The following is a 21,992-nucleotide window of genomic DNA, read 5'->3' as shown; positions in this document are numbered from 1 at the left end:
ATTAACTTTATGATATATAAGGATTTATTGTAAAAAAATGACGTTGATTTTCGGTGTTGCGTTTGGTGTAATCACCTCGAAACACCGAAAGCAGCAAAATTAACGTAAGCAGAAACAGCACCGCTGCCTCGGGAGTGTAAACGCCAATGATTAATACGCTAAAACGTCGAGAGTTAATTATCGACCAGCTGTGTCGTGAAGGGTCGGTGCGGGTTGAAGATCTTAGCGGGCAATACGACGTGTCGAGCGTGACCATTCGTAACGATTTGCGTTATCTGGAAAAAAGTGGCTGTGCCGTTCGCGCGTACGGCGGCGCCAAGCTTAACAAACAGTTCGTGTTTGACCGCCCGCTGCAGGACAAAGGTCGTATCAATCGCGACGTGAAATACACCATCGCCTGTGCCGCCGCCGCGCTGGTCAACGATGGAGATTCCATCATTCTTGATTCCGGTTCCACCATCAGCCAGATGGTGCCTCAGTTGCAGGGCAAGCAGGAACTGGTGGTGATGACTAATGCACTCAACATTGCCTTTGAATTAGCCAGCAACGAGCAGGTGGATTTGATGGTGATAGGCGGCAGCGTCAGGCGCAAATCATGGTCGCTTTATGGGCCCTCGGCCGAGCAGCACATTCGCCAATACCGTTTCGACAAGCTGTTTTTAGGTGTAGACGGTTTTGATCTGGTCAGCGGCATTACCACGCCCAATCCAGGAGAAGCGCAGCTCAATCGCGCAATGTGTGACGTTGCGCGTGAAGTGATTGCCGTGGCGGATGCCAGCAAGTTTGGCCGCACCAGCTTCTGCATGATCCGTGAAATTGGGCAGATCCAAAAGCTGGTGACCGACAGCGGCATTCCCGACGAGTACCGCCGGTCGCTGCACAATTTAGGCGTCGAGGTGATCATCGCCGACAGCTAAAGCAATCTATCGAACATTCTGTCAGTCGACCATCCTGTTAAGGAGTTTTCATGCAACAACTACTTTCGCTGATCCAACGCCACAAATCCGGGGAACCGGTGGGCGTGTTCTCTGTCTGCTCGGCGCATCCTTGGGTAATAGAGGCCGCGCTGCGTCAGGCGCTACAGCGGGATAGCGCGGTGTTAATTGAGGCGACCTCGAATCAGGTCAATCAGTTTGGTGGCTATACCGGTATGCAGCCGCATCAGTTTCGTGATGCTGTCTGGCAGCAGGCCGATGCGCTGGGTTTAGCGCGCGAGCGCGTCTGGCTCGGCGGCGATCATCTTGGCCCCAATGCCTGGCAGGATAAAGACGCAGAACAGGCGATGGCGCTGGCCGACACGCTGATTGCCGATTACATCGCCGCCGGTTTTCGCAAAATTCACCTCGACTGTTCAATGTCATGCGCCGGAGACCCTTTCCCGCTCGGCGACGAACAGGTGGCTCAGCGTGCCGCACGCCTTTGCGCCATCGCGGAAAAAAACTGGCAGCTGCACGGCGGAGAAGCACCGGTGTACGTGATTGGCACTGAAGTGCCGGTACCGGGCGGCGCACAGGGTGAGCTGGAGGAAGGCATGCACGTCACTACGCCAGAGGCGGTTGAAACCACACTCGGCGTGCACCGCAGTGCCTGGATGGCGCAGGGTCTGGCCTCGGTTTGGCCTCGAGTGATCGCGTTAGTCGTCCAGCCTGGCGTTGAATTTGATAACCACAGCGTTGAACACTATCAGCCGGAACGTGCGCGCCAGTTGACCCGTTTTATCGAGAGTTGGCCGACGCTGGTATATGAGGCTCACTCCACCGATTACCAGCCCCCGCAGGCTTATCGCCAACTGGTGCGCGACCACTTTGCCATTCTCAAAGTCGGCCCTGCCCTGACGTTTGCCCTGCGCGAGGCGCTGTTTGCTCTCGACCACATTGAGCGGGAATGGCTGGGAGAGCATCAGGCTTCACACCTATGTTCCACGCTGGAACAGGTGATGTGTGAGCGCCCCGAGCAGTGGCGCCGCTACTATCCGGGTAAACCGCATCAGCAACACCTGTATCGACAATACAGCCTCAGTGACCGCGTGCGTTATTACTGGCCGCTGCCTGAAGTTTCACAGGCGGTTGACCACATGCTGGACAATCTGCGAAAAAATCCGGTTCCGCTGGCATTGCTCAGCCAATATCTGCCTGAACAGGCCCGCGCTATCAACGCCGGCACGCTTTCTTCCGATCCCCAGGATTGGGTTATACACAAAATCAGTGAAGTGCTGACGGATTATGCCGATGCCTGCCAGCCAACTGTCAAGGAGCACGTATCATGAGCCACTATTTTTCCTACAGCACCGACTGGCTGGATCAGCACAACGCCCTGCACACCGCCCGCGAAATATGGCAGCAGCCGGACATGTGGCGTCGCCTGCATCAGCAGCTAACCCACGACAGCGGACAGTGGCAGCCCTTTTTGCAACCGCTGCTGGCCGACCCACGTCTGCAAATTGTGCTCTGCGGCGCAGGCAGTTCCGCCTTTGCCGGTCGTGCGCTAGCGCCATGGCTGCGCCAGCAAACTGGCCGTGACGTAGTAGCCTATGGCACCACGGATATTGTTGCCAATCCGCATCAGTATCTCGACCGCTCGCGCCCCACCCTGCTGGTGTCGTTTGCCCGCTCGGGCAACAGTCCTGAAAGTGTGGCCAGCGTGGCGCTGGCAGACCAACTGGTGCCGGAGTGCTATCACCTGATGCTGGTGTGTAACCCGGACAGTCAGTTGGCGCAATATGCAGAAGGCCGCGACAACGTGCTGGCAGTGGTAATGCCGGAAGGCTCCAACGACCAAAGCTTTGCCATGACCTCCAGCTTCAGCTGCATGATGCTCAGTGCGGCGCTGCTGCTGGGGCCACAGTCGCTCAGCGAAGCCTATCCACAACTGAATGCAATGGTCGAAAGCTGCTATCTGCTGCGCGAAAGCCTGCAGCCGCAGGTGAAAAAACTGGCCAACAGCGGTTTCAGCCGCTACATCACCCTAGGCGGCAGCTGCTTTACCGGTTTGGCGGAAGAAGCCTCGTTGAAAATGCTGGAGCTTACCGCCGGTCGCATTGTCACCCGCTATGACTCACCGCTGGGTCTTCGCCACGGACCAAAATTTATGGTCGACGACAGGACGCTGGTGCTGATGATGTTTTCCAGCGACAGCTATGCGCGTCAGTACGACGTTGACCTGTGGCACGAGCTCAAGCGTGACGGACTGGTGCAGCAAATGGTCGGTCTGAGCGGCGAAGCCGATACCGTGCCCGACGTGCAAACATTGCATCACGAAGGCGATGATGTGTGGATGATGTTCCCCTACCTACTTTTTGCACAGATGTTGGCAATGGAAACCTCGCTGGCCCACGGCCTGACGCCGGATAATCCTTGCCCGACCGGCGAGGTTAACCGCGTGGTGAAAGGAGTCACGATTTATCACTATTCAAAGCCGGTGGATCAGGCCAGCGCCTCAGCGCTTTAGTTTTGCTTTAACATTGCCAACACAGGGAGTTTCTATGTATTTAGTCTCTAACCGCGAAATGCTTAACAAAGCGCAGCGCGAAGGCTATGCGGTTCCGGCGTTCAACGTCCACAATCTCGAGACGGTACAGGTGGTTGCCGAAACCGCCGCCGAAATGGAGTCGCCGGTGATTATGGCCGGCACGCCGGGCACCTTTAGCTATGCAGGTACCGATTATCTGGTGGAGATCTGCCAGGCGGCCGCGCGCCGCTACAATCTGCCACTGGCGCTGCATCTCGATCACCACGAAGAGATGAATGACATTGAAAACAAGGTTCATCAGGGGATCCTGTCGGTAATGATCGACGGTTCACACCTGCCGTTTAGACAAAATATTGAATTGGTTTTACAGGCAGTAAAACTGTGTCATCGCTACGGTGCCAGCGTGGAAGCCGAGCTAGGCAGGCTCGGCGGACAGGAGGATGATCTAGTTGTAGATTCGGCCGACAGCTTCTTTACCGATCCGCTGGCGGCGCGTGAGTTTGTCGAAGTCACCGGCATTGACTCGCTGGCGGTGGCCATAGGATCGGCACACGGGCTGTATCAGGGAGAACCAAAGCTGGATTTCGATCGTCTGGAGAAAATCCGCCAGCAGGTTGATATTCCGCTGGTGCTGCACGGCGCCTCGGGGATCCCGGAAGCGATGGTGAAACGCGCCATCGCACTGGGCATATGCAAAGTCAACGTTGCCACCGAGCTAAAAATTGCCTTCGCCGATGCGGTTAAAGGGTATTTTAATCAACATCCTGATGCCAACGATCCGCGCAAATACATCGTTCCCGGTAAACAGGCGATGAAGGCGGTGGTGGCCGAGAAAATCCGTATCTGCGGCAGCGCAGGACGGCGTTAGGTGTGAATTAAGCGTAGCGGAGTCTATTTCAGTTCGTTCGTCCAGATTCATGCCAACCGCAGTAAATGAAACTTGTTTGAGGACGCTTAGCCAAGCATTATCTCTAAAACAACAGGAGATTTTTTATGTCACCACAGATTGGCGTTGGCGTGCTCATTTTCCGTGAGGGCAAACTGCTGCTGGGCCGCCGAAGAGGCAGCCACGGGGCAGGAGACTGGTCAGCACCGGGCGGACACTTGGAATTTGGCGAAACGCCACAGGCCTGTGCTACGCGTGAAACGGCAGAAGAAACCGGTCTTGATACTGGAGAACTGCACGCCGGACCTTATGTCAGCAATGTGTTCCACGACGTTGGCAAGCACTACATCACGCTGTTTATGTACAGCGGCACGGCAGTCGGGGAACCTGCCGTATTGGAGCCGGAAAAATGTGAAGGCTGGCACTGGTTTCATCTTGATGAACTGCCCGCCCCACTCTTTTCACCACTGCAAACGCTGATTGAAACCCAAGGTATTGCGGCACTTAAGGCATTATCCAAAGGCTAAAGGCTTAACGAGGGGTTAATCGAGCAGCGTGATCGCCAACCCCTTGTGCTTCAATACGTGCTGACACAGTATCTTGTAGCTGTCGCGATCGAAGTGCGGAGGCGCGATATTCACCTCTTTAGCGGCGTCGAGAGTGCTAACCGTACCTAAATAAAACCAGTTATTCAGCACGTGATATTCGGTCCGCTGCTCTGATTTTTCTTCAATCGCGATGCGCCCCGGATAGGGCCAGCTTCGAATCCTCATCGCTTCCAGCGCGCTTTTTAGCCGCAGCTGGTGAGCCTCAAGCGACTCTTTTTCGCAGCAAACACCCGCACAGCGACCTAACGAATAGCGAAAACAGGCTCTCTTGGCCGACAATTTTTCTAGCCCCAGTGCGCCGTAGCAAAGCCGTTCCTGATCGGCGATTTCCCTTAATTTCTCAATAGCCGCCATTTTGGTTTTAAATAATCCAAACAGGTCATCGGCAGTTGAAAAATCCGTTTCATTACTAAAAATGACCCGCGTCGTGCCGTCGCTCACTTGCAGGGAACAGAGTTTACGCGTCACGCGTAGGCGTTTATTAAACAGCGGCCGCTGCTGTTTAATCATTTGTGATTCAAGCAGTAAAGCGCCAATTTCACCCACGGTTTCAAAATAATTAATGCTGCTGGTCATGCGTAACAGTTTGGCTTCGGCGGCCGTTCGAAAGTGCGCCTGCACACGGCTGCGAATGTTCACACTTTTGCCGATATACAGTGGAAAGGTGTGGTCCAAACCGTAAAAAACGTACACGCCGCTGCGTGAGGGCAGCGTATCGAGCGTATGACGCAGATGTTCAGGATACTGATAAAGCAGGGTATTTTCGTTTTGCATAAGGACACTAAAACAGCGAGGCGTTACCGAATAAAAAATAGACAACGTTGATGATACTGAATATTTATACAGCCATCAATACTCCATTTGTCACGCCGAGCGTCTCTGCAAACTCACCCGCTACAGGAAAATTCGCCATTATGCTGCCATGATGCTTATTCCAAGTGCACGGGATCACCGTGTTCACCCTATGCCGAGGGAGTAAAAAATGTTTAACGTACTGCGCGCGGAACCGAAATCGACCTTTGAATATGGCCCTTTCAAGATACGTCGAATGCGCCCTGGGAAGATCCTACCTGAACGTAATGACGACGCATTTGGGCCGTTGAGCGTTATCGACCATGCGAATCTGCAAATGGGTACGATGGTCAGCATGCATCAACACGTCAATGATGAAATCCTCAGCTATGTCTGGCAGGGATCGATGGTGCATGAGGATTCAAACGGCAATCGCACGCCGCTGTCGTTGAAAAAGCTGATGATGATGAACGCTGGCGAAAGTTTTTGGCATGAAGAGTCCACGCCTCTGGTTGCGACCGAAATGTTGCAAATTTTTATCCGCCCGCGTCTGGCAAATCTTGAAGGTCGCACGCAGTTTATGAATCGCCCTGAAGGCATCAAAACCAATCAGTGGACGCTACTGGCCGGACCCGAAGGCGAAGATGCGCCGCTGGAAATACGTCAGGCGGTTTATGTTTATGACATTCGTCTTGAGCACAATGATAAAACCGAGGCTCCGCAACGCGAAGGTTTTGCTCAGTTTTTATATGTCATGGACGGCGAGATTGAGGTTGAGAGAAATATGCTTTACAAAGGCGATGCAATAAGCGGAGGCAACGTAAACTTATCATCAATAGAATCAACGGGTAATACTACGTTAGTCTGCTTCCTTGTGGATCTAGATGCCGAATCGGTGATGGACGGGCTGATTAGCGGACAGTGAAAATTGTCGGTTGGTACCCAGGCCCGTTTTGTGAAGAACAATCCTAAAAACTCAAAACTGTGATTTTTTGACCTAGGCTTTATCTATGTTTCACGTAAATATAGAAGGAGCACATAATGAGTAACAAGCAAAATTCTGACACAGCAAACGTCTTGGGTAATGCCGATTCTTATCCTGTACCGCCTTTTAAAAAGCAGAAACAACCCTTTCCGGGGCTGGCAAGCGAGATGTCTCCTCGCCCAGACCACGGTGAAAAATCCTATCAAGGCAGTGGAAAATTGGCAGGCCGCAAGGCGCTGATAACTGGCGGAGACTCCGGCATCGGCCGTGCGGTTGCCATTGCTTATGCCCGCGAAGGGGCCGACGTTGCGATAAACTACCTTCCAGCAGAAGAGTCGGATGCAAAAGAAGTGATTGCATTAATTGAGGAAGAAGGCCGCAAGGCGGTTGCCATTCCGGGTGATATTCGTGAAGAGAAGTTTTGCCAGCAGTTGGTCAAACAGGCTACCCAGGCGTTGGACGGATTAGACATTCTGGTAAACAATGCGGGTCGTCAGCAGTTCTGTAAATCCATTAAAGACCTCACCACTGAGGCTTTCGACGCGACGTTTAAAACCAACGTCTACGCCATGTTCTGGATCACCAAAGCTGCTCTGGAATACCTGCCTCGCGGCGCTTCTATCATTAATACCACCTCAGTGCAGGCGTATAAACCGAGCGAAATTTTGTTGGATTATGCGCAGACTAAGGCTTCAATCGTCGCCTTTACCAAGTCGTTGGCAAAACAGCTTGGTCCAGACGGCATAAGAGTAAACGCCGTTGCACCGGGACCTTACTGGACCGCGCTTCAAGTTTGTGGCGGACAGCCTCAGGAAAAAGTAGAGAAGTTTGGGGAAGAGGCTCCGCTGGCCCGTCCGGGACAACCGGCTGAAATCGCATCGTTATATGTCACCTTCGCCAGCGCCGAGAACAGCTATGCTTCTGGCCAAGTGTGGTGCTCTGACGGCGGTACCGGAACGCTATAACCCACAGCGCCTGTGCCAAATTAACTTGCGGATTATGCTGCATAAATAACCTACAGCCTGTATTTGTTAACTCTTTTAAGGCAAATACAGGTGTCGTATGTCACACGGCGAGCATGCGCTGTCTCAAGCCCAAACCATGAAAGTCTGCCAGCCCTATCACGGAATTCTTGCACTCTATGGTGCTCAAAGTGAAAACAGAAGGCTCTACGGCGCGGAAGATAACTGGTTGGAAGATGTAACCTTTTCTCTTGGAACTGCCTCCTGCGTCATGGTGCATAAACATAACGTTAAATGTGTGATAGCTTCTGTTAAACCGAAATATCAGAACCGGATAATATTCATAAATAATTCGTTGATTTCGTCCCCGCCGACTGCAAAATTCCATTGCACCTTAATTCAAAATTATTAAATTGACCATTTTATCGATACACCTGTCTTGTTGAACCAATAAGGTCCATATTGAAGTATAAAGCTGGACCGAATAGCTCACAAGTTTCAAATCCCCCCCTATAAAACGGAAGAATCCGCTGCGCTATTATCACTCAAGCACAATCTCATTGAAGGAAAACCGATGGGAAAATTAGATTTTAAATAAAAAACCCATGTTAGCTTTTCCTAAAAAATCGTGTTTGAGATATTTAAGTCGATAAAAATTAGAATCATCCAATTATGATGAACCACGGTGAACGCATTAAATTGCGACGGAAAGAGCTGAAACACACCCAACGCAATCTTGCTTTGGCGGTGAAGGTTTCACACGTCACAATTTCGCAGTGGGAAAGCTGTGATACAACGCCAGGAGGCAAAAATCTTTTTGCACTGGCCAAGGCGCTAAAGTGTTCACCTACGTGGATCTTATATGGTGACAGCGAGTATTCACCGACGCCTATCGAAGCATTGACCCCGCCACTTTCAGAGCGTGAGCTCGAGCTACTCAAGCTTTTCGCCTATCTTCCTGAATCAGAAAAAGAGCGTCACATGGCCGATCTGCGCGCCAAAGTTGATGAATTTAACAAACTCTTCGCCGAGCTGCTAAGTGCCAGAAACGACTTAAAAATCTAAACATCGTTTTTATTCTTAGCCAAAAAATAAGGTTTATTTCCCAAAGTACCTATCCTCACTCATCGCCTGATTGAATAATGATCAATGTTAAGCCCTATTTACGTCTAAATGATATTTTTTAGGTTATCTTAAACAAAAACGCGTAATATTTATATTTTACAAAAAATGAAAGTCGAGCTAAACGTCCCAATTCAGCGTGATACAGCTTAAATCCTGTCGTGCTAGACTGAGTTCTTAAATGTTTTTATATTGGATAAAAAAACCGAAAGCCAAACCTCAGGCGGATGATAAGTTATCACTAATTTTTTTAACGCTTATGTTACAAAAATCTCATATTATTTGTCGGTCGGTTCTTTTGAAAAATTGTCGATATTATTTTAAAAATTTTAGTTGCCTGTTCTTTAGCAATGATCGGCCGTATAACGGGGACAACTCTTCAGGTAGCTGGGGCTCATGTCGAACACAGGCTACATTCGCTTTTGACTGTGATGTTTTAGTCCATCTTCAGGGGCAATATCATGTGCTTCAGGCAGTGACTGCTGCGGAAAATCGGGATCCGGCCTGGTGTCTTCATCGCCCATGGCTTTTTTAAACCCCTTTGTCGTTAGAGATGAAGGTAGCGAGGCTTAAATCTAACGTCTTACGTGTATTGACTTTGTGGGTATTGACTGTGAGGATGACGGACAACAAAAAAAGGGAACCCGTTTAAAGGTCCCCTTCTTGAAGTTGATGGTTAATCTTGAGTGCTTTTATTTAGTTTAAAGTAGATTCTAACACCAACTTTCTCACGCCAGTCAGAAGCTTTCTCTGACCCACGCTGTATGAATGATGGTGCCCGGACTCGGAATCGAACCAAGGACACAGGGATTTTCAATCCCTTGCTCTACCGACTGAGCTATCCGGGCAACGGGGCGCATTAAACCGTATTGGCCCTGTGTCGTCAACGGCTTTTTTACAGATTAGTGGCTTAGCGCGCCTGAGTGATGTTTTTTAAAGCGAAAGGGTGAAAACCTCGACGATTTTCCTTCATTCGCGGATTATGTCCAAGATGCTGCTTGAGATAATGAATAAAAACGCTGATACGCGCGAGTACATGCTTTCTGTAAGTATACACCGCGTAAATATCTGCCTCTGGCGCGTGATAGTCCGTGAGCAGCGGGATTAACTCATCCTGCTGTAGATTATTTTGAATGTCCCACCCTGAGCGAAGGATAATCCCATGTCCGTCCAGCGCGTAATCCCCCCCGTTTCACCGTCGTTACTCGATAAATCTCCCCTCACCTTTTGCACGTATTCCTTACCCTCTTTGGTAAAGCGCCAGACTGCGTAATCGCCATCAAACTGGCGCAGCACGATGCAGTTATGGTGAGCAAGACTCGCCACGCTGGTCGGCGCCCCGTACTGTTCGACGCGACACTCTCCAGCTCGTCAATTTGATTAACATCAACGTAGCGTTCGCCTTCGAGCGTTAATTGCAGCTTGCGCGTGGTCCTGACTGAGTATCTTATTAATGATGTAACTCCGCCCGATAATGATAAGAGGCCCTCAAGATCTCTGATAAAAAACATAAAATTGCCGTGATTACCGGCGACGGTATCGGTAAAGAAGTCATGCCGGAAGGCGTTAAAGTGATAGAAAAGGTTGCCGGGATAATGTTTCCAAACACGGACAGAGAAGTGGTCATTCAGGAAACGGTGATGACGCGCATCGCGCACCATCGGGATAGCACCTTCGGCCAACATTAATCCTGAAGGTAACTTCCCAAGCCTGTTTGAACCAGTGCACGGCTCGGCGCCCGACATTGCAGGAAAAGGTATTGCCAATCCCATTGGGCAAATCCAGTGCGGTGGCATGATGCTTGAGCATCTTGGCTATTCTGAGGCAGGTGCCGAGATACTGCAGGCGATTGAAAAGGTGTTAAGTCTTGGTGTGGATAATGCGCCATTAACCGGCGACCTTGGCGGCACAGGTATAACCTTCAATTGGGTCAGGCTATTGCCGATGCCTTGTAATCTTTCCCCGACAACACCTTGCTCACTATTTAATCAAAGATAAACAAAAAGAATATTACCGATAAATTATGATTTATCTTAGGTCGGGCGGAGACAATTTAGCTATCGCTCACCGCCCGCCTGCTGGTACACTCCTTAATTATTACTAGGCCTTTTTAAACAAAAAGTTAGAATTAATTAAGGGGAATCCTATTGTCTTGGAATAGCCTGACTTATTTTGGCGATAGCATGCTGTTATTGCCGACTGGGGTTATTATTGCTTTATTTATGGCATGGAAAGTAACGGGTCGTTTAACACCATGGGCCTGGTTATTTACTTTTGGAATCACCGGCTTAATCGTCAGTATCTCAAAATTTATTTTTCTCGCCTGGGGTATGGGCAGTGCGACCTATAATTTTACCGGGTTTAGCGGGCACACCACGATGTCAGCGACGGTATGGCCCGTTTTACTCTGGTTGCTCACCGGTGGCTATCGCCGTGGTATCCATCGCACCATGGTCACTCTTGGTTTCCTACTGCCCGTATTAATTGGCATCAGCCGGGTTATGCTGCAGGCGCACTCACCGAGCGAAGTGATTACCGGTTTGATTTTAGGTATCAGCGCCAGCAGCCTGTTTTTGTTTGCCAACCGCCATCAAAAGGTTCAGGCATTCACGCTGCCACAGCTTGCTGTATTATTAATATTGCCGATTATTTTGCTTAGCACCGGCAAAAAAGCCACTACGCAAAATATGATTGAGCAACTCGCAGAACATGTTACTGGTCATCCCGCCTGGACTCGAGCAAGGCTGTTGGCGGAACTTCATTAATCAGTATCAACACCGCTCTATTTAGAGCGGTGTCTACACGCTGCGGTAAAAACCAGACTGTTAAACTGTAATAACCTAATAAACAACCTTTTTATTATTATTAAATGCTAACCACTTCTCTTTGATAAATGTATCTATTTCCAATTTAAAGCGTTCTGCTGAAAATCTTAAGGCATTATTACGGCAGTTTTGCGGTGTGATTGCGTCGCGTACTGCCTCAAAATGTTGCACCGCCTCGTTCAGCGAAGCTACTGTTTGCATGCTAAAGAAAACGCCCGTCGGATTTTGCTCACCGTAGGGTCTGATCGTTTCGAGTGCTCCCCCCTTGCCAAATGCAATCACTGGCGTGCCACAGGCCTGGGCTTCAACCGGCGTTATTCCAAAATCTTCCTCTGCTGCAAAGACAAAGGCCTTCGCACGCCGCATGTAGTCCTGCATCACTGCGTTTGGCTGATAGCCGAGGATCTCTACGTTCGGGCCGGCTTTGGCTTTAATTTTGGCCATCTCTGAGCCATCCCCGATAACCACCAATTTTTTGTCAGGCATTTGGGTAAAGGCTTCGACAATGAGATCAATACGTTTATAAGGCACCATCCGTGAGGCAGTAAGATAGAAATCTTCTTTATCCTCCTGCAGGGTAAAATTATTAACGTCTACCGGCGGGTAAATCACGTCTGCGTGACGGCCGTACACTTTTCTGATTCGGCGGGCAATAAACTGCGAGTTAGCGATAAAATGGTCAACGCCGTTGGCCGTGCGATAATCCCAAAGCCTTATTTTGTGTAAGAATAGGCGCGCCAGTTTCCCTTTAAGGCATTTAGTCAGTCCAGCCTCGCGCAGATATTGATGCTGAAAGTCCCAGGCATAGCGTATCGGTGAATGTACATAGCTGATATGCAGCTGGTCCGGTCCTGTCAGCACGCCTTTTGCGACGGCGTGACTGCTGGATAAAATAATGTCGTGCCCGGTCACATCCAGTTGCTCTATTGCCAAGGGCATTAATGGCAGGTACTGCTGATAGCTTCCTTTTGCTTTTGGCAGTCGCTGAATAAAAGAAGTGGTGGCTTTCTTATCATTAAATAGAAGCCTTGACTCATCAGAGAGAAAATCTACTACAGAATAAATCTCTGACTGAGGATAAAGGTTAATAAATTCGGCAATAACTTTTTCAGAACCTGCAAAAGTGACTAACCAGTCAGCAACAATGCCAACGTTGACATTTCGTAACATTATTATTCCTTTTTTATAATAAAGCACAAAGCAACGATCTACGGTAAATATCCGCAAAGGATTAACCGCCAGAACATCATCTTGGCTTGTTTTTATTTTTTAATAAAATCGCTGTGCAACTGAATTAAAAACCCTGATTAATTGTCATAAAGACAGACTGATTTCAAAAATAGATTCAGTAGGTCAGTCTCGAAGAATAGAAATAATTCTCTCGGTTTGCTCATTCATTAACGCTGTGTTGGCCCGTGACTCAACATTTAGGCGAACAACTGGCTCCGTATTTGAGCTGCGCAGGTTAAAACGCCAATCGTCAAACTCCAGACTAATGCCGTCGGTATAGTCAACCTTTAAAGCTTCTTTCTCATAAACCGCCAACACGCGCAAAATAGCCCGGTCCGGGTAACTTAGCTTGCTGTTTATTTCCCCTGAGGCCGGATAGGCGATAACCCGATCGTTAACTAACTGTCGCAGAGATTTGCCTTTTATATGCAGCAATTCGGTCACGACAAGCCAAGGGATCATCCCACTGTCGCAGTAGGCGAAGTCGCGAAAATAATGATGAGCACTCATCTCGCCGCCGTAAACGGCATCTTCCTCGCGCATGCGCTCTTTGATAAAGGCGTGTCCGGTTTTTGACATCACCGGCGTTCCCCCAGCCTGAGTGACAATATCAATGGTATTCCAGCTCAAACGTGGGTCGTGAATAATCCGTGAGCCGGGGTATTTCTCGAGAAAGGCATCCGCCAGTAAACCAACAATGTAATAACCCTCGATAAACTCCCCCTCGTCGTCAAACAGGAAGCAGCGGTCAAAGTCACCATCAAAGGCTATTCCCATATCCGCCTGATGCTTAATAATGGCATCCGTCGTATCCTGACGACATTCAGGCAATAGTGGATTAGGAATACCATTAGGAAAATTGCCGTCTGGGTGATGATGTACCTTGATAAACTCAACCGCTTTACCTGCCTGTATAAAGCGCTGCTCGATAGCATCAACGACGTGTCCTGCTGCACCGTTACCCGAGTTAATAACCAGTTTTAAAGGGCGATTGAAATTGTTTAAATCCACATAGCTGAGCACTTTATCAACATAGGCATCGAGCACCGACAGCGTCTCGTAATAACCACGCTTATTCTCCTCGATGGGAATAAAATTATTTTCTTCCGCTAGCCGTTGGATATCACGTAAACCCGTATCACCGCTAATCGGTTTTGAACTCTCTCGGACTAACTTCATGCCATTGTAATTCATTGGATTATGGCTGGCAGTCACTTCGATACCGCCATCCACATTTAGATAAGAGGTGGCGAAATAAATTTCTTCAGTGCCCGATACGCCTATGTCGACTACGTCCGTTCCTGCATCCCGTAGTCCTCTCGCTACGGCTAATTTCAGCGCCTCACTGGTTAACCTTACATCTCCGCCTACCACGATTCTTTTAGGCTTTAAGTACTCACCGTAGGCGCGGCCGATTCGGTAAGCAATCTCTTCATTTAACTCGACACCCAGTTCACCGCGAATGTCATAGGCCTTGAAGCAGGTTAATTTAGCTGACATGTTGTATCCCCGTTAGAAATGTTCATGAAGGTCCGAAATACGGATAATGTCGTCATCGCCCAAATAGGAGCCTGACTGGACTTCAAGCAGCTCTAACGGAATTTTCCCCGGGTTTTCCAAGGTATGCTGGGTGCCAATCGGAATAAAAGTTGATTGGTTTTCAGTCAGAAAATAGGTTTTATCTTCGAGGCTCACTTTGGCGGTACCGGAGAGAATGACCCAATGCTCGGTGCGGTGGTGGTGCATTTGCAGCGAAAATTTCCCTCCTGGTTTCACCGTAATACGATTAACGTTATATCGTGGCGCATTAACCACTTTATCGTTATGTCCCCACGGGCTATAAGACTCACGATGCAGTCGATATTCACGGCGCTGGTTTTTTTTCAAAAACTCCACGACCTTTTTAACGTCCTGAACCTGGGATTTATCAATAACCAGCACCGCATCCTTAGTATTAACGATGACCAGGTTATCGACGCCAATGGCTGCCACCAGTTTCTCATCGGACTTGATATAGCAGTTGGCGGCGTTATGAGTAAATACATCGCCAATGAGGGCATTGCCCTGATCGTTTTTATTATTCACATCCCACAGTGCAGACCATGACCCTACGTCACTCCAGCCAGCATCGAGAGGGACAACAATGGCATCCGAGGTCTTTTCCATTACCGCGTAGTCAACAGACTCATCGGGACAGGCAATAAACGAGGCGGCATCAACGCGTATAAAATCTTGCTGAGGATCGGCTTGAGCGGTTTCAATAGATTTACGGCAGGCCGCAACGATATCTGGACGGAATATTTCCATCTCCTGCAGAAAACGTTTGGCGCCAAACAGAAACATGCCACTGTTCCAGTAATATTCACCGCTTTCAAGATATTCCAGTGCGGTTGCCAGCAACGGCTTTTCTACAAAACGCTGTACTCGATAGGCAGGAACGGCGTCACTGCTGAACGCCATGCCGCGTTGAATATAGCCATAGCCGGTCTCTGGGCTGGTCGCTACAATCCCGAAAGTGACTAACTTTCCCTGCTCGGCAAAAGGAATGGCTCCCTGCACCGCCTTATGAAAAGCCTCAGGATTTTCGATGACGTGGTCGGCAGCCAGCACCAGTAATAACGGGTCTTGCCCATTTTTGATCGCGTGTAATGCCGCTAGCGTAATCGCAGGGGCGGTATTACGGCCAATGGGTTCTAGCATGATGTTATTGGCTAGCTGATTAATTTGGCGTAATTGTTCGGCCACGAGAAAACGATGCAGCTCATTACAAATAACCAGCGGCTCACAAACGTTCAGGCCATGCAGGCGGGTGACCGTCTCCTGTAGCATTGACTGTTCGCCGTGAAGACTCAAAAATTGCTTTGGAAAATGTTCACGAGACATCGGCCATAAGCGGCTGCCGGTACCACCGGCCATAATAACGGGAAGAATCATAGTCATCCTCGATATATATTCCTCAGAAAAATACTCAGAGGAATCGACAAGAGCAATACCACAGGAATTAAATCCAGCGGCTACTTTTCATTATTAGTAAAATAAAATACACGACTGAATACGCTGAAAATTATGCTATAACAACGCTGTTATCGACGGTATTTGGCTGCGCTGTTGAATTCCACTGCAGCTCTGATAGCCCAGCGCCATAAAAAATAGAATAATCGAGTGTTGGGTAGGTAAATGTATTTTTAGAAATATCTAAAACATCATCACACTGGGTTAATCTAATAGAATATTTCTTGATAACCCCGACTGCACCACCATTAACGATAAACGTATTATTTAACACTTGTAAATTAGATAGCCGCTTGGTGCTATTATAAGCCAGTTCAGATATACCCACACGAGAGTTATATATTGAGTTATTTTCGAAACTAATATTGGTAATTTTAGAGGCATGCCCTTCTACAGGCCAGAATCGAATTCTTAATGCTCCCCCTTCATCCGACTGGCCATAAACACCAATGGCATAAAAATCATTGTAGAGAATTTTCACGCCATCAATAGTAGACCCCTCAGGAGAGTTGGCATCGTCAGTCAGATATACCCCACCCTCACGGGCACCTACGACTTTATTTCCCTGAATAAGAACGTTACTCGCAAAGGCATAAATTTTCATTCCTCCTTTAGAGGAATATATCTTGTTATCGAGGAAAGATATATTCTCAGCCGCGTAATTACTGTCGTATGAACCGGCTGAAATAGCATCATCACCGACATCATGCACAAAGTTTTTTTCCGCAGTGACATTTTGCGAGCGATAGAAATGAATACCGTCGGTACCTGATAATCCCGCGGCCTGCCCCTTATGGTCGTGAACATGGCAGTCTCTGACCACCACATTATTTGAATAGTCTATATGCAAGCCATAGCCTAAGCCATAACACTCTTCCACACTCTCGATGAGTAACGGACTCGCATTACCCACATACAATCCCTTAGGGCCAGCCCCCCCCTCATAAAGCCCATTATTAAGTCTTTTTATGGTGAAGTTTTTCAGTGTGACAGTTGATTTTTCAATGTTCGGAGAAGCACGGCTAAACTCGATACCGTTATTGTAATGGTTCAAAAGGAACGTCGTTTTCCCCTGCCCCAATCCGGTGAGGTTAAGATAAATATCACTTATGTTAATCGTTCTACCGAGTAAAAAGGAATAGCCTTTAGTTTCTGTTATAGCAAGACCGGAGTTAAGCGCTAACTCAATGGCATCGGCAGAGTCTGTTGCCCCGTCACCAACAGCACCAAAGTCACTCAGCTCAAATTGCAAAATATACTTCTGCCATTTAAGCCCATCAATGGAGGTCACATACTCGCTAGACGTTGGCGTGGCACTGCCGATACAGATATAAAGACTGAGAGGATCGTTCTTTATGTCATCTGGCAACACGAAATAATAATCATAGATCGCTGAACCCTGGATATTTTTTAGAGCTTCAAGTGTGATTTTATTTTTTATTTTTTTCAAAAATAAAGCAGGGTCAGTAGCATTTTGATTAGCGATAGGATTAATCTCCGCCGCAAGCAACGCTATCGGGCTGGCAAATGACCTAAAGCCTACACATGAATAAATAGCACCAAATAAAACACGCTTTAAGAGCAGTCTTTTAGTAATATTCATACTCTACTACACCTGTCTGAGTGAAAATAAGATGAAGCCGCAAGCGCATCAAGAAACCTAAAATACATCAGAAGTAGGCATAAAATGTTTTCCTTCCATCAATCAATCATATCCAACATCTTGGCCGTGCGGTTTTCATAGGTATATTCCTTCGCTAATAGCAAACGATCATCTAAAGAAGCGACATCTCCTTTTAAGACCTGATCAACCGCTTGTACAAACTCCTCGGAACTGTGCCCTATTTTCACAATATGCTGAAACTCTTTGATAGAAGAAAGATCAACGCTAACAATAGGCTTACCCGCAGCCAAATACTCAAAAAATTTCATTGGAAACATATTGTCAGTGTATTCATTTAGATTATTAGGTAAAAGTGCAACATCAAAATGCTTCAGGTATTGCGGCAAAATGGAGTAGGATCTTGGTCCCAAAAGATGAATATTTTTAAACTCTTTTAATAGATGGATCTTTGTCGAAGGATCGCCCTCCCCCACTTCACCGATTATCACGATATTATATTCAGGCCTTGATTTGGCGAGATAACACAATAGCGCCATGTTTATTTTATAAGCACTCACGGCTCCAACAAAGCCTAAAATGGGGGCTTTAATATCCTTGATATCATCAGGTATTGGATAATCTTCAGTCAGTGCTTTATTAAAGTGTAAAAAATCAGCTACGTTGGAAAAATAATGGATATTATCATTCCATTGCAGACGAGATTCCTTCAGTTGCGGTGCTGTCACAAAAACAATATCAGCACATTTAAGCAGCGTTTTTTCTTCACGCTCAAGAATATCGATAGGCATTCCCGGCTGAGCCTTAATCTCGTCGACACAGTGATAAATCGTTTTAGAGAAATTATCCGGCTTTAGAAACTCCGTAGTAAGTGGATTATAAGTCCACAGCCAGGGCTTTTTGAAGCCCAGTAATTTACTCCACAGTTTCACACACGAGCTGAGATAAAATTTATTGAAGAATCGAACTGGACGATAGGCGTTCCAGGGAAGCGTCACGGGAGACCAGACCCAGATATTTTCCTGCACTTTTTTTGGTGGTCGCACAACTTTAACCAGCTTCTTTACTATGCGGCCAAAATCTTTCTTATTTAAGCTTGGCGCCCTCAGGCCTAGAGAATCGATATAGAGAACTTTATATCCCCTGCGAGCAAACTCAACGGCAACGTGCTGCTTGTTAGTCCAAAACGGATTATCCCAATCAGCGGTCGACAACAAAACGATCTCTTTATTATCGGTTTCCATGAATGTTCCTTACGAATTTGACCGGATTGCCCGCATATACGCTTTGACCGTCCAACAAACCTCTAACGACAGAATTCGCACCAATAACACTGTGCGCACCAATAGATGTTCCTTTAGTCACAATTGACCCGGCGCCTATCCAGACATTATCGGCAACACTCACGGGTTTTATGCTGTATCCCTGATCGCGTATTTTCTTCTCTAAATTGCCAAACTGATGATCTGAGTCGAAAAAACAAACATTTTGTCCAAACAAGCAGTCATCCCCAATCGACATCGAAGAGTGGCAAACAAGATGATTATTTTCGTTAAAAAACACACCATTCCCGATAGTTAATGTTCCGCCTGAGCAGTGTATTGAGGTGTTTTTAGACAGGAAGACTCTGTCGCGACCCCCTCTAATTTCGATCGTTCCACCGTCAGTTATTTTTATTTTCGCACTAAAAGAAATATATACTCTTAGCGGATTTATTTTTATATCCTTACCATACTTAATCATTAAAAATAAACATCTAACAAATGAAATAAGGAAGCGCAGTCTTATTTTTCTAAACATCAACCTTCCTCCGTTTAATGATAATGGATAACATGCTTGCCCTAAAAGAGGGAACCCAATAAACAACTCCACTCCAAAAAACGATAAAAATAGCACTATTTAATGACAAGTTCGCCAAGGGATTTGACAGACCAATGTCTAAATAACTTGAGGAAGCATAAAGCGCCGAAAAGGTAAGGACATAAATGACACTATTTTTAACATTGCTCCAAATGCCGAGTAAATATACGCATCCGCCCAACGTTATCAATCCATAAAGCGAATATCCCAACCCTAACGTTAACGCCTTAAAATAGTTATGAAAGAAAATATTAAATAAAGCATTAGTGAGTAATCCAGCTGTCATCAATACCATGACGGCTTTATTCCTGAATTGAGTATTCAAGGCTTTTATAAGGACATAGCTGATAACGTTTGCCCAAAGGCCAATCGACATGCCCTGCAGAATGTTAGCTGTCACGACGATTGAGTTATGGTCAAATTTTCCTCGGGCAAACAACACGGTAACCAGCAGTTTGGCATGCAGTCCCAGGAACAGCGAAACGGGCAAAGAAAAGAGCAGAAGTAAGGTAAAAGCTTCAACCAACTTAGCTTTAATGATCTCGGGCTTTAAGCCCCCCCAATTTGCCAAACCCGCCAATGCAATCGGTGTAGAAACAACCAACAGCAGGGTTTCGGTAATAAATTTGGCATAATCCAGAGCAGAAACGGCGGTGATACTAATTAATGTCGCTGCTGCACGCTCAATGGCGATATTACCTTGATATAAAAAAGGCAATAAAATGAGCGGCTTCAAGGTGCTCCAGAAGCTTGCACTGACTTCCTTCAATACCGACAGTTCACATTTTCGGGGGAAACCCAATATCCCTTTTCTTAGGCCGCGAGAGAACACCCAGCCAAAAAAAATGCCATAGCTGAGGGTAAAACCCCAAGCCAAGTAGATGGGGTTGTTAATGAGATAAGCAAAAAGCGCACCCAGAAGCATGCCGAAATTTTGAATAGACGGCCTCATCGACATCGGCAGAAAATCGTCATGTGCCATTTCGACATAGTTTATCAAGGCCGAGCCCAAATAAAGCACAATGCCAAGACTCATGATAATCAACATACTTTCAGACAGTGCTCGGGTTTTTTCATCCAAACCAGGGGCCAGGATACTTAACCAAGGACCAACAAAAATAATTGCCGCACCGGTGAGTAGTATTGAGAACAGTAGGAAAACGAGCTGCATCGACCAGAAGAACAACTTTCCTTTATCTTCATTTTCCGCACTAAATTTCTTATAGAGCGGGATAAATGCGGTCAGGCTGTCGCTGACTAAAAAATTTACCGGAACCAATGTGCCGGTCTGCGCCACCCGATAGGCTCCGTTGACATATCCGGTACCAAAAAGCGCAGCAACAACAACTTCCCTTATCAGTCCTAACACCTTGGAAAGTAAATTACCGCTTATTAACGAGACTATGGCCTTCCTCACGTGCATTATCCTTTCATCATTCTAACGTTAGAAGGCGCTTATATTTATTAGCAGCATAACTTAATGTGTATTCGGCCGGAATATAGCTTACTTTTTCACGCGGCAACTCGGAAAGTAAAGAGGCAATTTTAGCCGCAGCCGTCGCATAATCTCTTGGATTAATGAGATGAATATTACTTGATGGAAAAAGTTGCACCTGCTCAGCGAGCACAATAGGTAATCCCACTGCCGCTGCTTCAAGAATATTTAGCGGCAGGCCTTCTATACGGTCGGTAAGAAACAAAAAAATATCACTGACTGACGCAATCTCGGCAAGCTCGTCGCGCGTTTTAGCGCCAATAAATTTGATATAATCCTGGGCATTCAAGGTTTGTACCAAAGCCTTCAATCTTGCTTCATCGCTGCCATCACCGGCAATCAGATAGACAAAATCTTGCTTGTTCTTTAGCAAGTTCAATGCCTGAATGCAGTTATATACGCCTTTTTGTGGATGGAGTCGACAGGCGGTCAGGATAACTTTCTTGTTAACGGGGATATGGTATTTATTTTTTATTTTTTCAGTATTTTCACAAGAGTCTTTGAATAATTCCACATCAATCCCATTGCTAATTAACCGGGTTTTATCCAATTTTATTATACGAGAGTAAGGCCATTTTTTAAAATCCGCACAGACCTGTTGTCCAATACCGACAATATAATCAAACTGATTATAAGTTAAGAGATCACGACACAACCACATTAGATTTTTAGGTGAGGTCAAAAACCCACGCAGCGTTCGGGTCTTAATTTTTGAAACAAATTCTCCCCACGCGGTTCCGTGAACCTGAATTAAAAATTGAGTACCTGGGTATGCACGTCGATGATTAATAATACCGTAGGCACCCGAGCTCACACTAAACACCGTGTCGCAATGATGGGCGAAGTATTGATCAAAAATACGTTTAGACTCTCGCCACCACTTCGCAGAGTATTTACCAATTTTTATATTCTCGATAAAATAGATATCAATTCCATCAATCGTATGCTGGCCTGTAAATTCCGCTGTACAGGTGGTGACCACCTTAATATTACAGCCCTCATCGCGTAATCCCTTGGCAATATCCCAGGCTACGACTTCCATGCCGCCTAACCCATGCATAGGTAGAGAGCGGGTGAACATCACAACGTTATTCATAGTTCGTCTCATCTGAAGAGTTATTTTTAT

At 47.1% G+C, this 21,992-nt stretch carries 21 protein-coding genes, 1 tRNA gene and 1 pseudogene; 12 read left to right on the top strand and 11 right to left on the bottom strand.

Annotation, left to right across the window (positions count from 1 at the left end; genetic code table 11):
* Positions 1-146: 146 nt before the first annotated feature.
* From agaR to GA565_RS04420, 5 genes are all read left to right on the top strand, one after another.
* The gene (gene agaR / locus GA565_RS04440) at positions 147-917 is read left to right on the top strand and encodes a transcriptional repressor AgaR (protein ID WP_152197500.1); all 771 of its coding nucleotides are present in this window, start codon (positions 147-149) and stop codon (positions 915-917) included.
* Between the two features lie 50 nt (positions 918-967).
* Positions 968-2,266 (top strand): D-tagatose-bisphosphate aldolase, class II, non-catalytic subunit, encoded by a 1,299-nt coding sequence (locus GA565_RS04435; RefSeq protein ID WP_152197499.1) that lies wholly within the window; start codon positions 968-970, stop codon positions 2,264-2,266.
* Positions 2,263-3,447 (top strand): SIS domain-containing protein, encoded by a 1,185-nt coding sequence (locus GA565_RS04430; protein ID WP_152197498.1) that lies wholly within the window; start codon positions 2,263-2,265, stop codon positions 3,445-3,447. Before GA565_RS04435 ends, GA565_RS04430 begins: the two co-directional genes overlap by 4 nt.
* 34 nt (positions 3,448-3,481) lie before the next feature.
* Positions 3,482-4,336: a tagatose bisphosphate family class II aldolase gene (locus tag GA565_RS04425; RefSeq protein ID WP_152197497.1), complete on the top strand. Its 855-nt coding sequence runs from the start codon at positions 3,482-3,484 to the stop codon at positions 4,334-4,336.
* Between the two features lie 125 nt (positions 4,337-4,461).
* Positions 4,462-4,881, top strand: a complete 420-nt coding sequence (locus GA565_RS04420; protein WP_152197496.1) for an NUDIX hydrolase — start codon at positions 4,462-4,464, stop codon at positions 4,879-4,881.
* Between the two features lie 15 nt (positions 4,882-4,896).
* Here GA565_RS04420 and cho read toward each other — a convergent pair whose 3' ends face one another.
* Positions 4,897-5,736 carry an excinuclease Cho gene (gene cho / locus GA565_RS04415; protein WP_152197495.1) on the bottom strand — a complete coding sequence of 280 codons (840 nt, stop codon included), beginning with the start codon at positions 5,734-5,736 and terminating at the stop codon, positions 4,897-4,899.
* Positions 5,737-5,944: 208 nt separating this feature from the next.
* Between cho and GA565_RS04410 the strand changes: the two genes are divergently transcribed.
* From GA565_RS04410 to GA565_RS04395, 4 genes are all read left to right on the top strand, one after another.
* Positions 5,945-6,679, top strand: coding sequence for a pirin family protein (locus tag GA565_RS04410; RefSeq protein ID WP_152197494.1), 735 nt, complete (start codon positions 5,945-5,947; stop codon positions 6,677-6,679).
* Between the two features lie 116 nt (positions 6,680-6,795).
* Positions 6,796-7,704, top strand: a complete 909-nt coding sequence (locus GA565_RS04405) for an SDR family oxidoreductase (RefSeq protein ID WP_152197493.1) — start codon at positions 6,796-6,798, stop codon at positions 7,702-7,704.
* A 97-nt stretch (positions 7,705-7,801) separates the two neighbouring features.
* Positions 7,802-8,113 (top strand): hypothetical protein, encoded by a 312-nt coding sequence (locus GA565_RS04400; RefSeq protein ID WP_152197492.1) that lies wholly within the window; start codon positions 7,802-7,804, stop codon positions 8,111-8,113.
* A 260-nt stretch (positions 8,114-8,373) separates the two neighbouring features.
* Positions 8,374-8,766 carry a helix-turn-helix domain-containing protein gene (locus tag GA565_RS04395; RefSeq protein WP_152197491.1) on the top strand — a complete coding sequence of 131 codons (393 nt, stop codon included), beginning with the start codon at positions 8,374-8,376 and terminating at the stop codon, positions 8,764-8,766.
* 829 nt (positions 8,767-9,595) lie between these two features.
* On the opposite strand, the gene GA565_RS04390 is transcribed toward GA565_RS04395, so the two are convergent.
* Together GA565_RS04390 and GA565_RS24730 are read right to left on the bottom strand one after the other, a co-directional pair.
* Positions 9,596-9,671: transfer RNA gene (locus tag GA565_RS04390), tRNA-Phe, on the bottom strand.
* 256 nt (positions 9,672-9,927) lie between these two features.
* Positions 9,928-10,149, bottom strand: a complete 222-nt coding sequence (locus tag GA565_RS24730) for a hypothetical protein (RefSeq protein WP_226950906.1) — start codon at positions 10,147-10,149, stop codon at positions 9,928-9,930.
* A gap of 194 nt (positions 10,150-10,343) precedes the next feature.
* Between GA565_RS24730 and GA565_RS24725 the strand changes: the two genes are divergently transcribed.
* From GA565_RS24725 to GA565_RS04375, 3 genes and pseudogenes are all read left to right on the top strand, one after another.
* Positions 10,344-10,511 (top strand): hypothetical protein, encoded by a 168-nt coding sequence (locus tag GA565_RS24725; protein ID WP_226950905.1) that lies wholly within the window; start codon positions 10,344-10,346, stop codon positions 10,509-10,511.
* A pseudogene (locus tag GA565_RS24910) lies at positions 10,480-10,778 on the top strand (isocitrate/isopropylmalate family dehydrogenase); the annotation flags it as partial. The gene GA565_RS24725 and the pseudogene GA565_RS24910, both read left to right, overlap by 32 nt.
* Positions 10,779-10,970: 192 nt before the next feature.
* Positions 10,971-11,588 carry a phosphatase PAP2 family protein gene (locus GA565_RS04375; RefSeq protein ID WP_152197490.1) on the top strand — a complete coding sequence of 206 codons (618 nt, stop codon included), beginning with the start codon at positions 10,971-10,973 and terminating at the stop codon, positions 11,586-11,588.
* A 75-nt stretch (positions 11,589-11,663) separates the two neighbouring features.
* On the opposite strand, the gene GA565_RS04370 is transcribed toward GA565_RS04375, so the two are convergent.
* From GA565_RS04370 to GA565_RS04335, 8 genes are all read right to left on the bottom strand, one after another.
* Positions 11,664-12,818 carry a glycosyltransferase family 4 protein gene (locus GA565_RS04370; protein ID WP_152197489.1) on the bottom strand — a complete coding sequence of 385 codons (1,155 nt, stop codon included), beginning with the start codon at positions 12,816-12,818 and terminating at the stop codon, positions 11,664-11,666.
* A gap of 183 nt (positions 12,819-13,001) precedes the next feature.
* A complete protein-coding gene (cpsG, locus tag GA565_RS04365) occupies positions 13,002-14,378 on the bottom strand; it encodes a phosphomannomutase CpsG (protein WP_152197488.1) in 1,377 nt (458 codons plus the stop codon).
* A gap of 12 nt (positions 14,379-14,390) precedes the next feature.
* Positions 14,391-15,812, bottom strand: coding sequence for a mannose-1-phosphate guanylyltransferase/mannose-6-phosphate isomerase (locus GA565_RS04360; protein ID WP_152197487.1), 1,422 nt, complete (start codon positions 15,810-15,812; stop codon positions 14,391-14,393).
* A 130-nt stretch (positions 15,813-15,942) separates the two neighbouring features.
* Positions 15,943-17,493, bottom strand: a complete 1,551-nt coding sequence (locus GA565_RS04355; RefSeq protein WP_152197486.1) for a right-handed parallel beta-helix repeat-containing protein — start codon at positions 17,491-17,493, stop codon at positions 15,943-15,945.
* Between the two features lie 98 nt (positions 17,494-17,591).
* Entirely contained in the window at positions 17,592-18,755 is a 1,164-nt protein-coding gene (locus tag GA565_RS04350) for a glycosyltransferase (protein ID WP_152197485.1), read from the bottom strand.
* Positions 18,742-19,311: an acyltransferase gene (locus GA565_RS04345; protein WP_226950904.1), complete on the bottom strand. Its 570-nt coding sequence runs from the start codon at positions 19,309-19,311 to the stop codon at positions 18,742-18,744. The genes GA565_RS04350 and GA565_RS04345 overlap by 14 nt, the downstream gene beginning before the upstream one ends.
* A complete protein-coding gene (gene murJ, locus GA565_RS04340) occupies positions 19,304-20,788 on the bottom strand; it encodes a murein biosynthesis integral membrane protein MurJ (protein ID WP_152197483.1) in 1,485 nt (494 codons plus the stop codon). The genes GA565_RS04345 and murJ overlap by 8 nt, the downstream gene beginning before the upstream one ends.
* Before the next feature lie 16 nt (positions 20,789-20,804).
* On the bottom strand, positions 20,805-21,962 hold the full coding sequence (locus GA565_RS04335; protein WP_226950903.1) for a glycosyltransferase family 4 protein: 1,158 nt from the start codon (positions 21,960-21,962) through the stop codon (positions 20,805-20,807).
* Between the last annotated feature and the right edge of the window lie 30 nt (positions 21,963-21,992).

This window comes from Rouxiella sp. S1S-2, assembly GCF_009208105.1.
Classification (GTDB): Bacteria; Pseudomonadota; Gammaproteobacteria; order Enterobacterales; family Enterobacteriaceae; genus Rouxiella.
Note: the sequence above shows the minus strand (reverse complement) of the source record. Positions and strands in the feature narration are given on the sequence as shown.

Excerpts from the sequence above, each read along its gene's own strand:
- GA565_RS04430 (WP_152197498.1), top strand. The coding sequence starts at position 2,263 with ATGAGCCACTATTTTTCCTACAGCACCGACTGGCTGGATCAGCACAAC.
- GA565_RS04400 (WP_152197492.1), top strand. The coding sequence starts at position 7,802 with ATGTCACACGGCGAGCATGCGCTGTCTCAAGCCCAAACCATGAAAGTC.
- GA565_RS04405 (WP_152197493.1), top strand. The coding sequence starts at position 6,796 with ATGAGTAACAAGCAAAATTCTGACACAGCAAACGTCTTGGGTAATGCC.
- GA565_RS04350 (WP_152197485.1), bottom strand. The coding sequence starts at position 18,755 with ATGGAAACCGATAATAAAGAGATCGTTTTGTTGTCGACCGCTGATTGG.
- cho (WP_152197495.1), bottom strand. The coding sequence starts at position 5,736 with ATGCAAAACGAAAATACCCTGCTTTATCAGTATCCTGAACATCTGCGT.
- GA565_RS04395 (WP_152197491.1), top strand. The coding sequence starts at position 8,374 with ATGATGAACCACGGTGAACGCATTAAATTGCGACGGAAAGAGCTGAAA.
- GA565_RS04435 (WP_152197499.1), top strand. The coding sequence starts at position 968 with ATGCAACAACTACTTTCGCTGATCCAACGCCACAAATCCGGGGAACCG.
- GA565_RS04410 (WP_152197494.1), top strand. The coding sequence starts at position 5,945 with ATGTTTAACGTACTGCGCGCGGAACCGAAATCGACCTTTGAATATGGC.
- GA565_RS04360 (WP_152197487.1), bottom strand. The coding sequence starts at position 15,812 with ATGATTCTTCCCGTTATTATGGCCGGTGGTACCGGCAGCCGCTTATGG.
- GA565_RS04345 (WP_226950904.1), bottom strand. The coding sequence starts at position 19,311 with ATGTTTAGAAAAATAAGACTGCGCTTCCTTATTTCATTTGTTAGATGT.
- GA565_RS04425 (WP_152197497.1), top strand. The coding sequence starts at position 3,482 with ATGTATTTAGTCTCTAACCGCGAAATGCTTAACAAAGCGCAGCGCGAA.
- agaR (WP_152197500.1), top strand. The coding sequence starts at position 147 with ATGATTAATACGCTAAAACGTCGAGAGTTAATTATCGACCAGCTGTGT.
- GA565_RS04370 (WP_152197489.1), bottom strand. The coding sequence starts at position 12,818 with ATGTTACGAAATGTCAACGTTGGCATTGTTGCTGACTGGTTAGTCACT.
- GA565_RS04420 (WP_152197496.1), top strand. The coding sequence starts at position 4,462 with ATGTCACCACAGATTGGCGTTGGCGTGCTCATTTTCCGTGAGGGCAAA.
- GA565_RS04335 (WP_226950903.1), bottom strand. The coding sequence starts at position 21,962 with ATGAATAACGTTGTGATGTTCACCCGCTCTCTACCTATGCATGGGTTA.
- GA565_RS04355 (WP_152197486.1), bottom strand. The coding sequence starts at position 17,493 with ATGAATATTACTAAAAGACTGCTCTTAAAGCGTGTTTTATTTGGTGCT.
- cpsG (WP_152197488.1), bottom strand. The coding sequence starts at position 14,378 with ATGTCAGCTAAATTAACCTGCTTCAAGGCCTATGACATTCGCGGTGAA.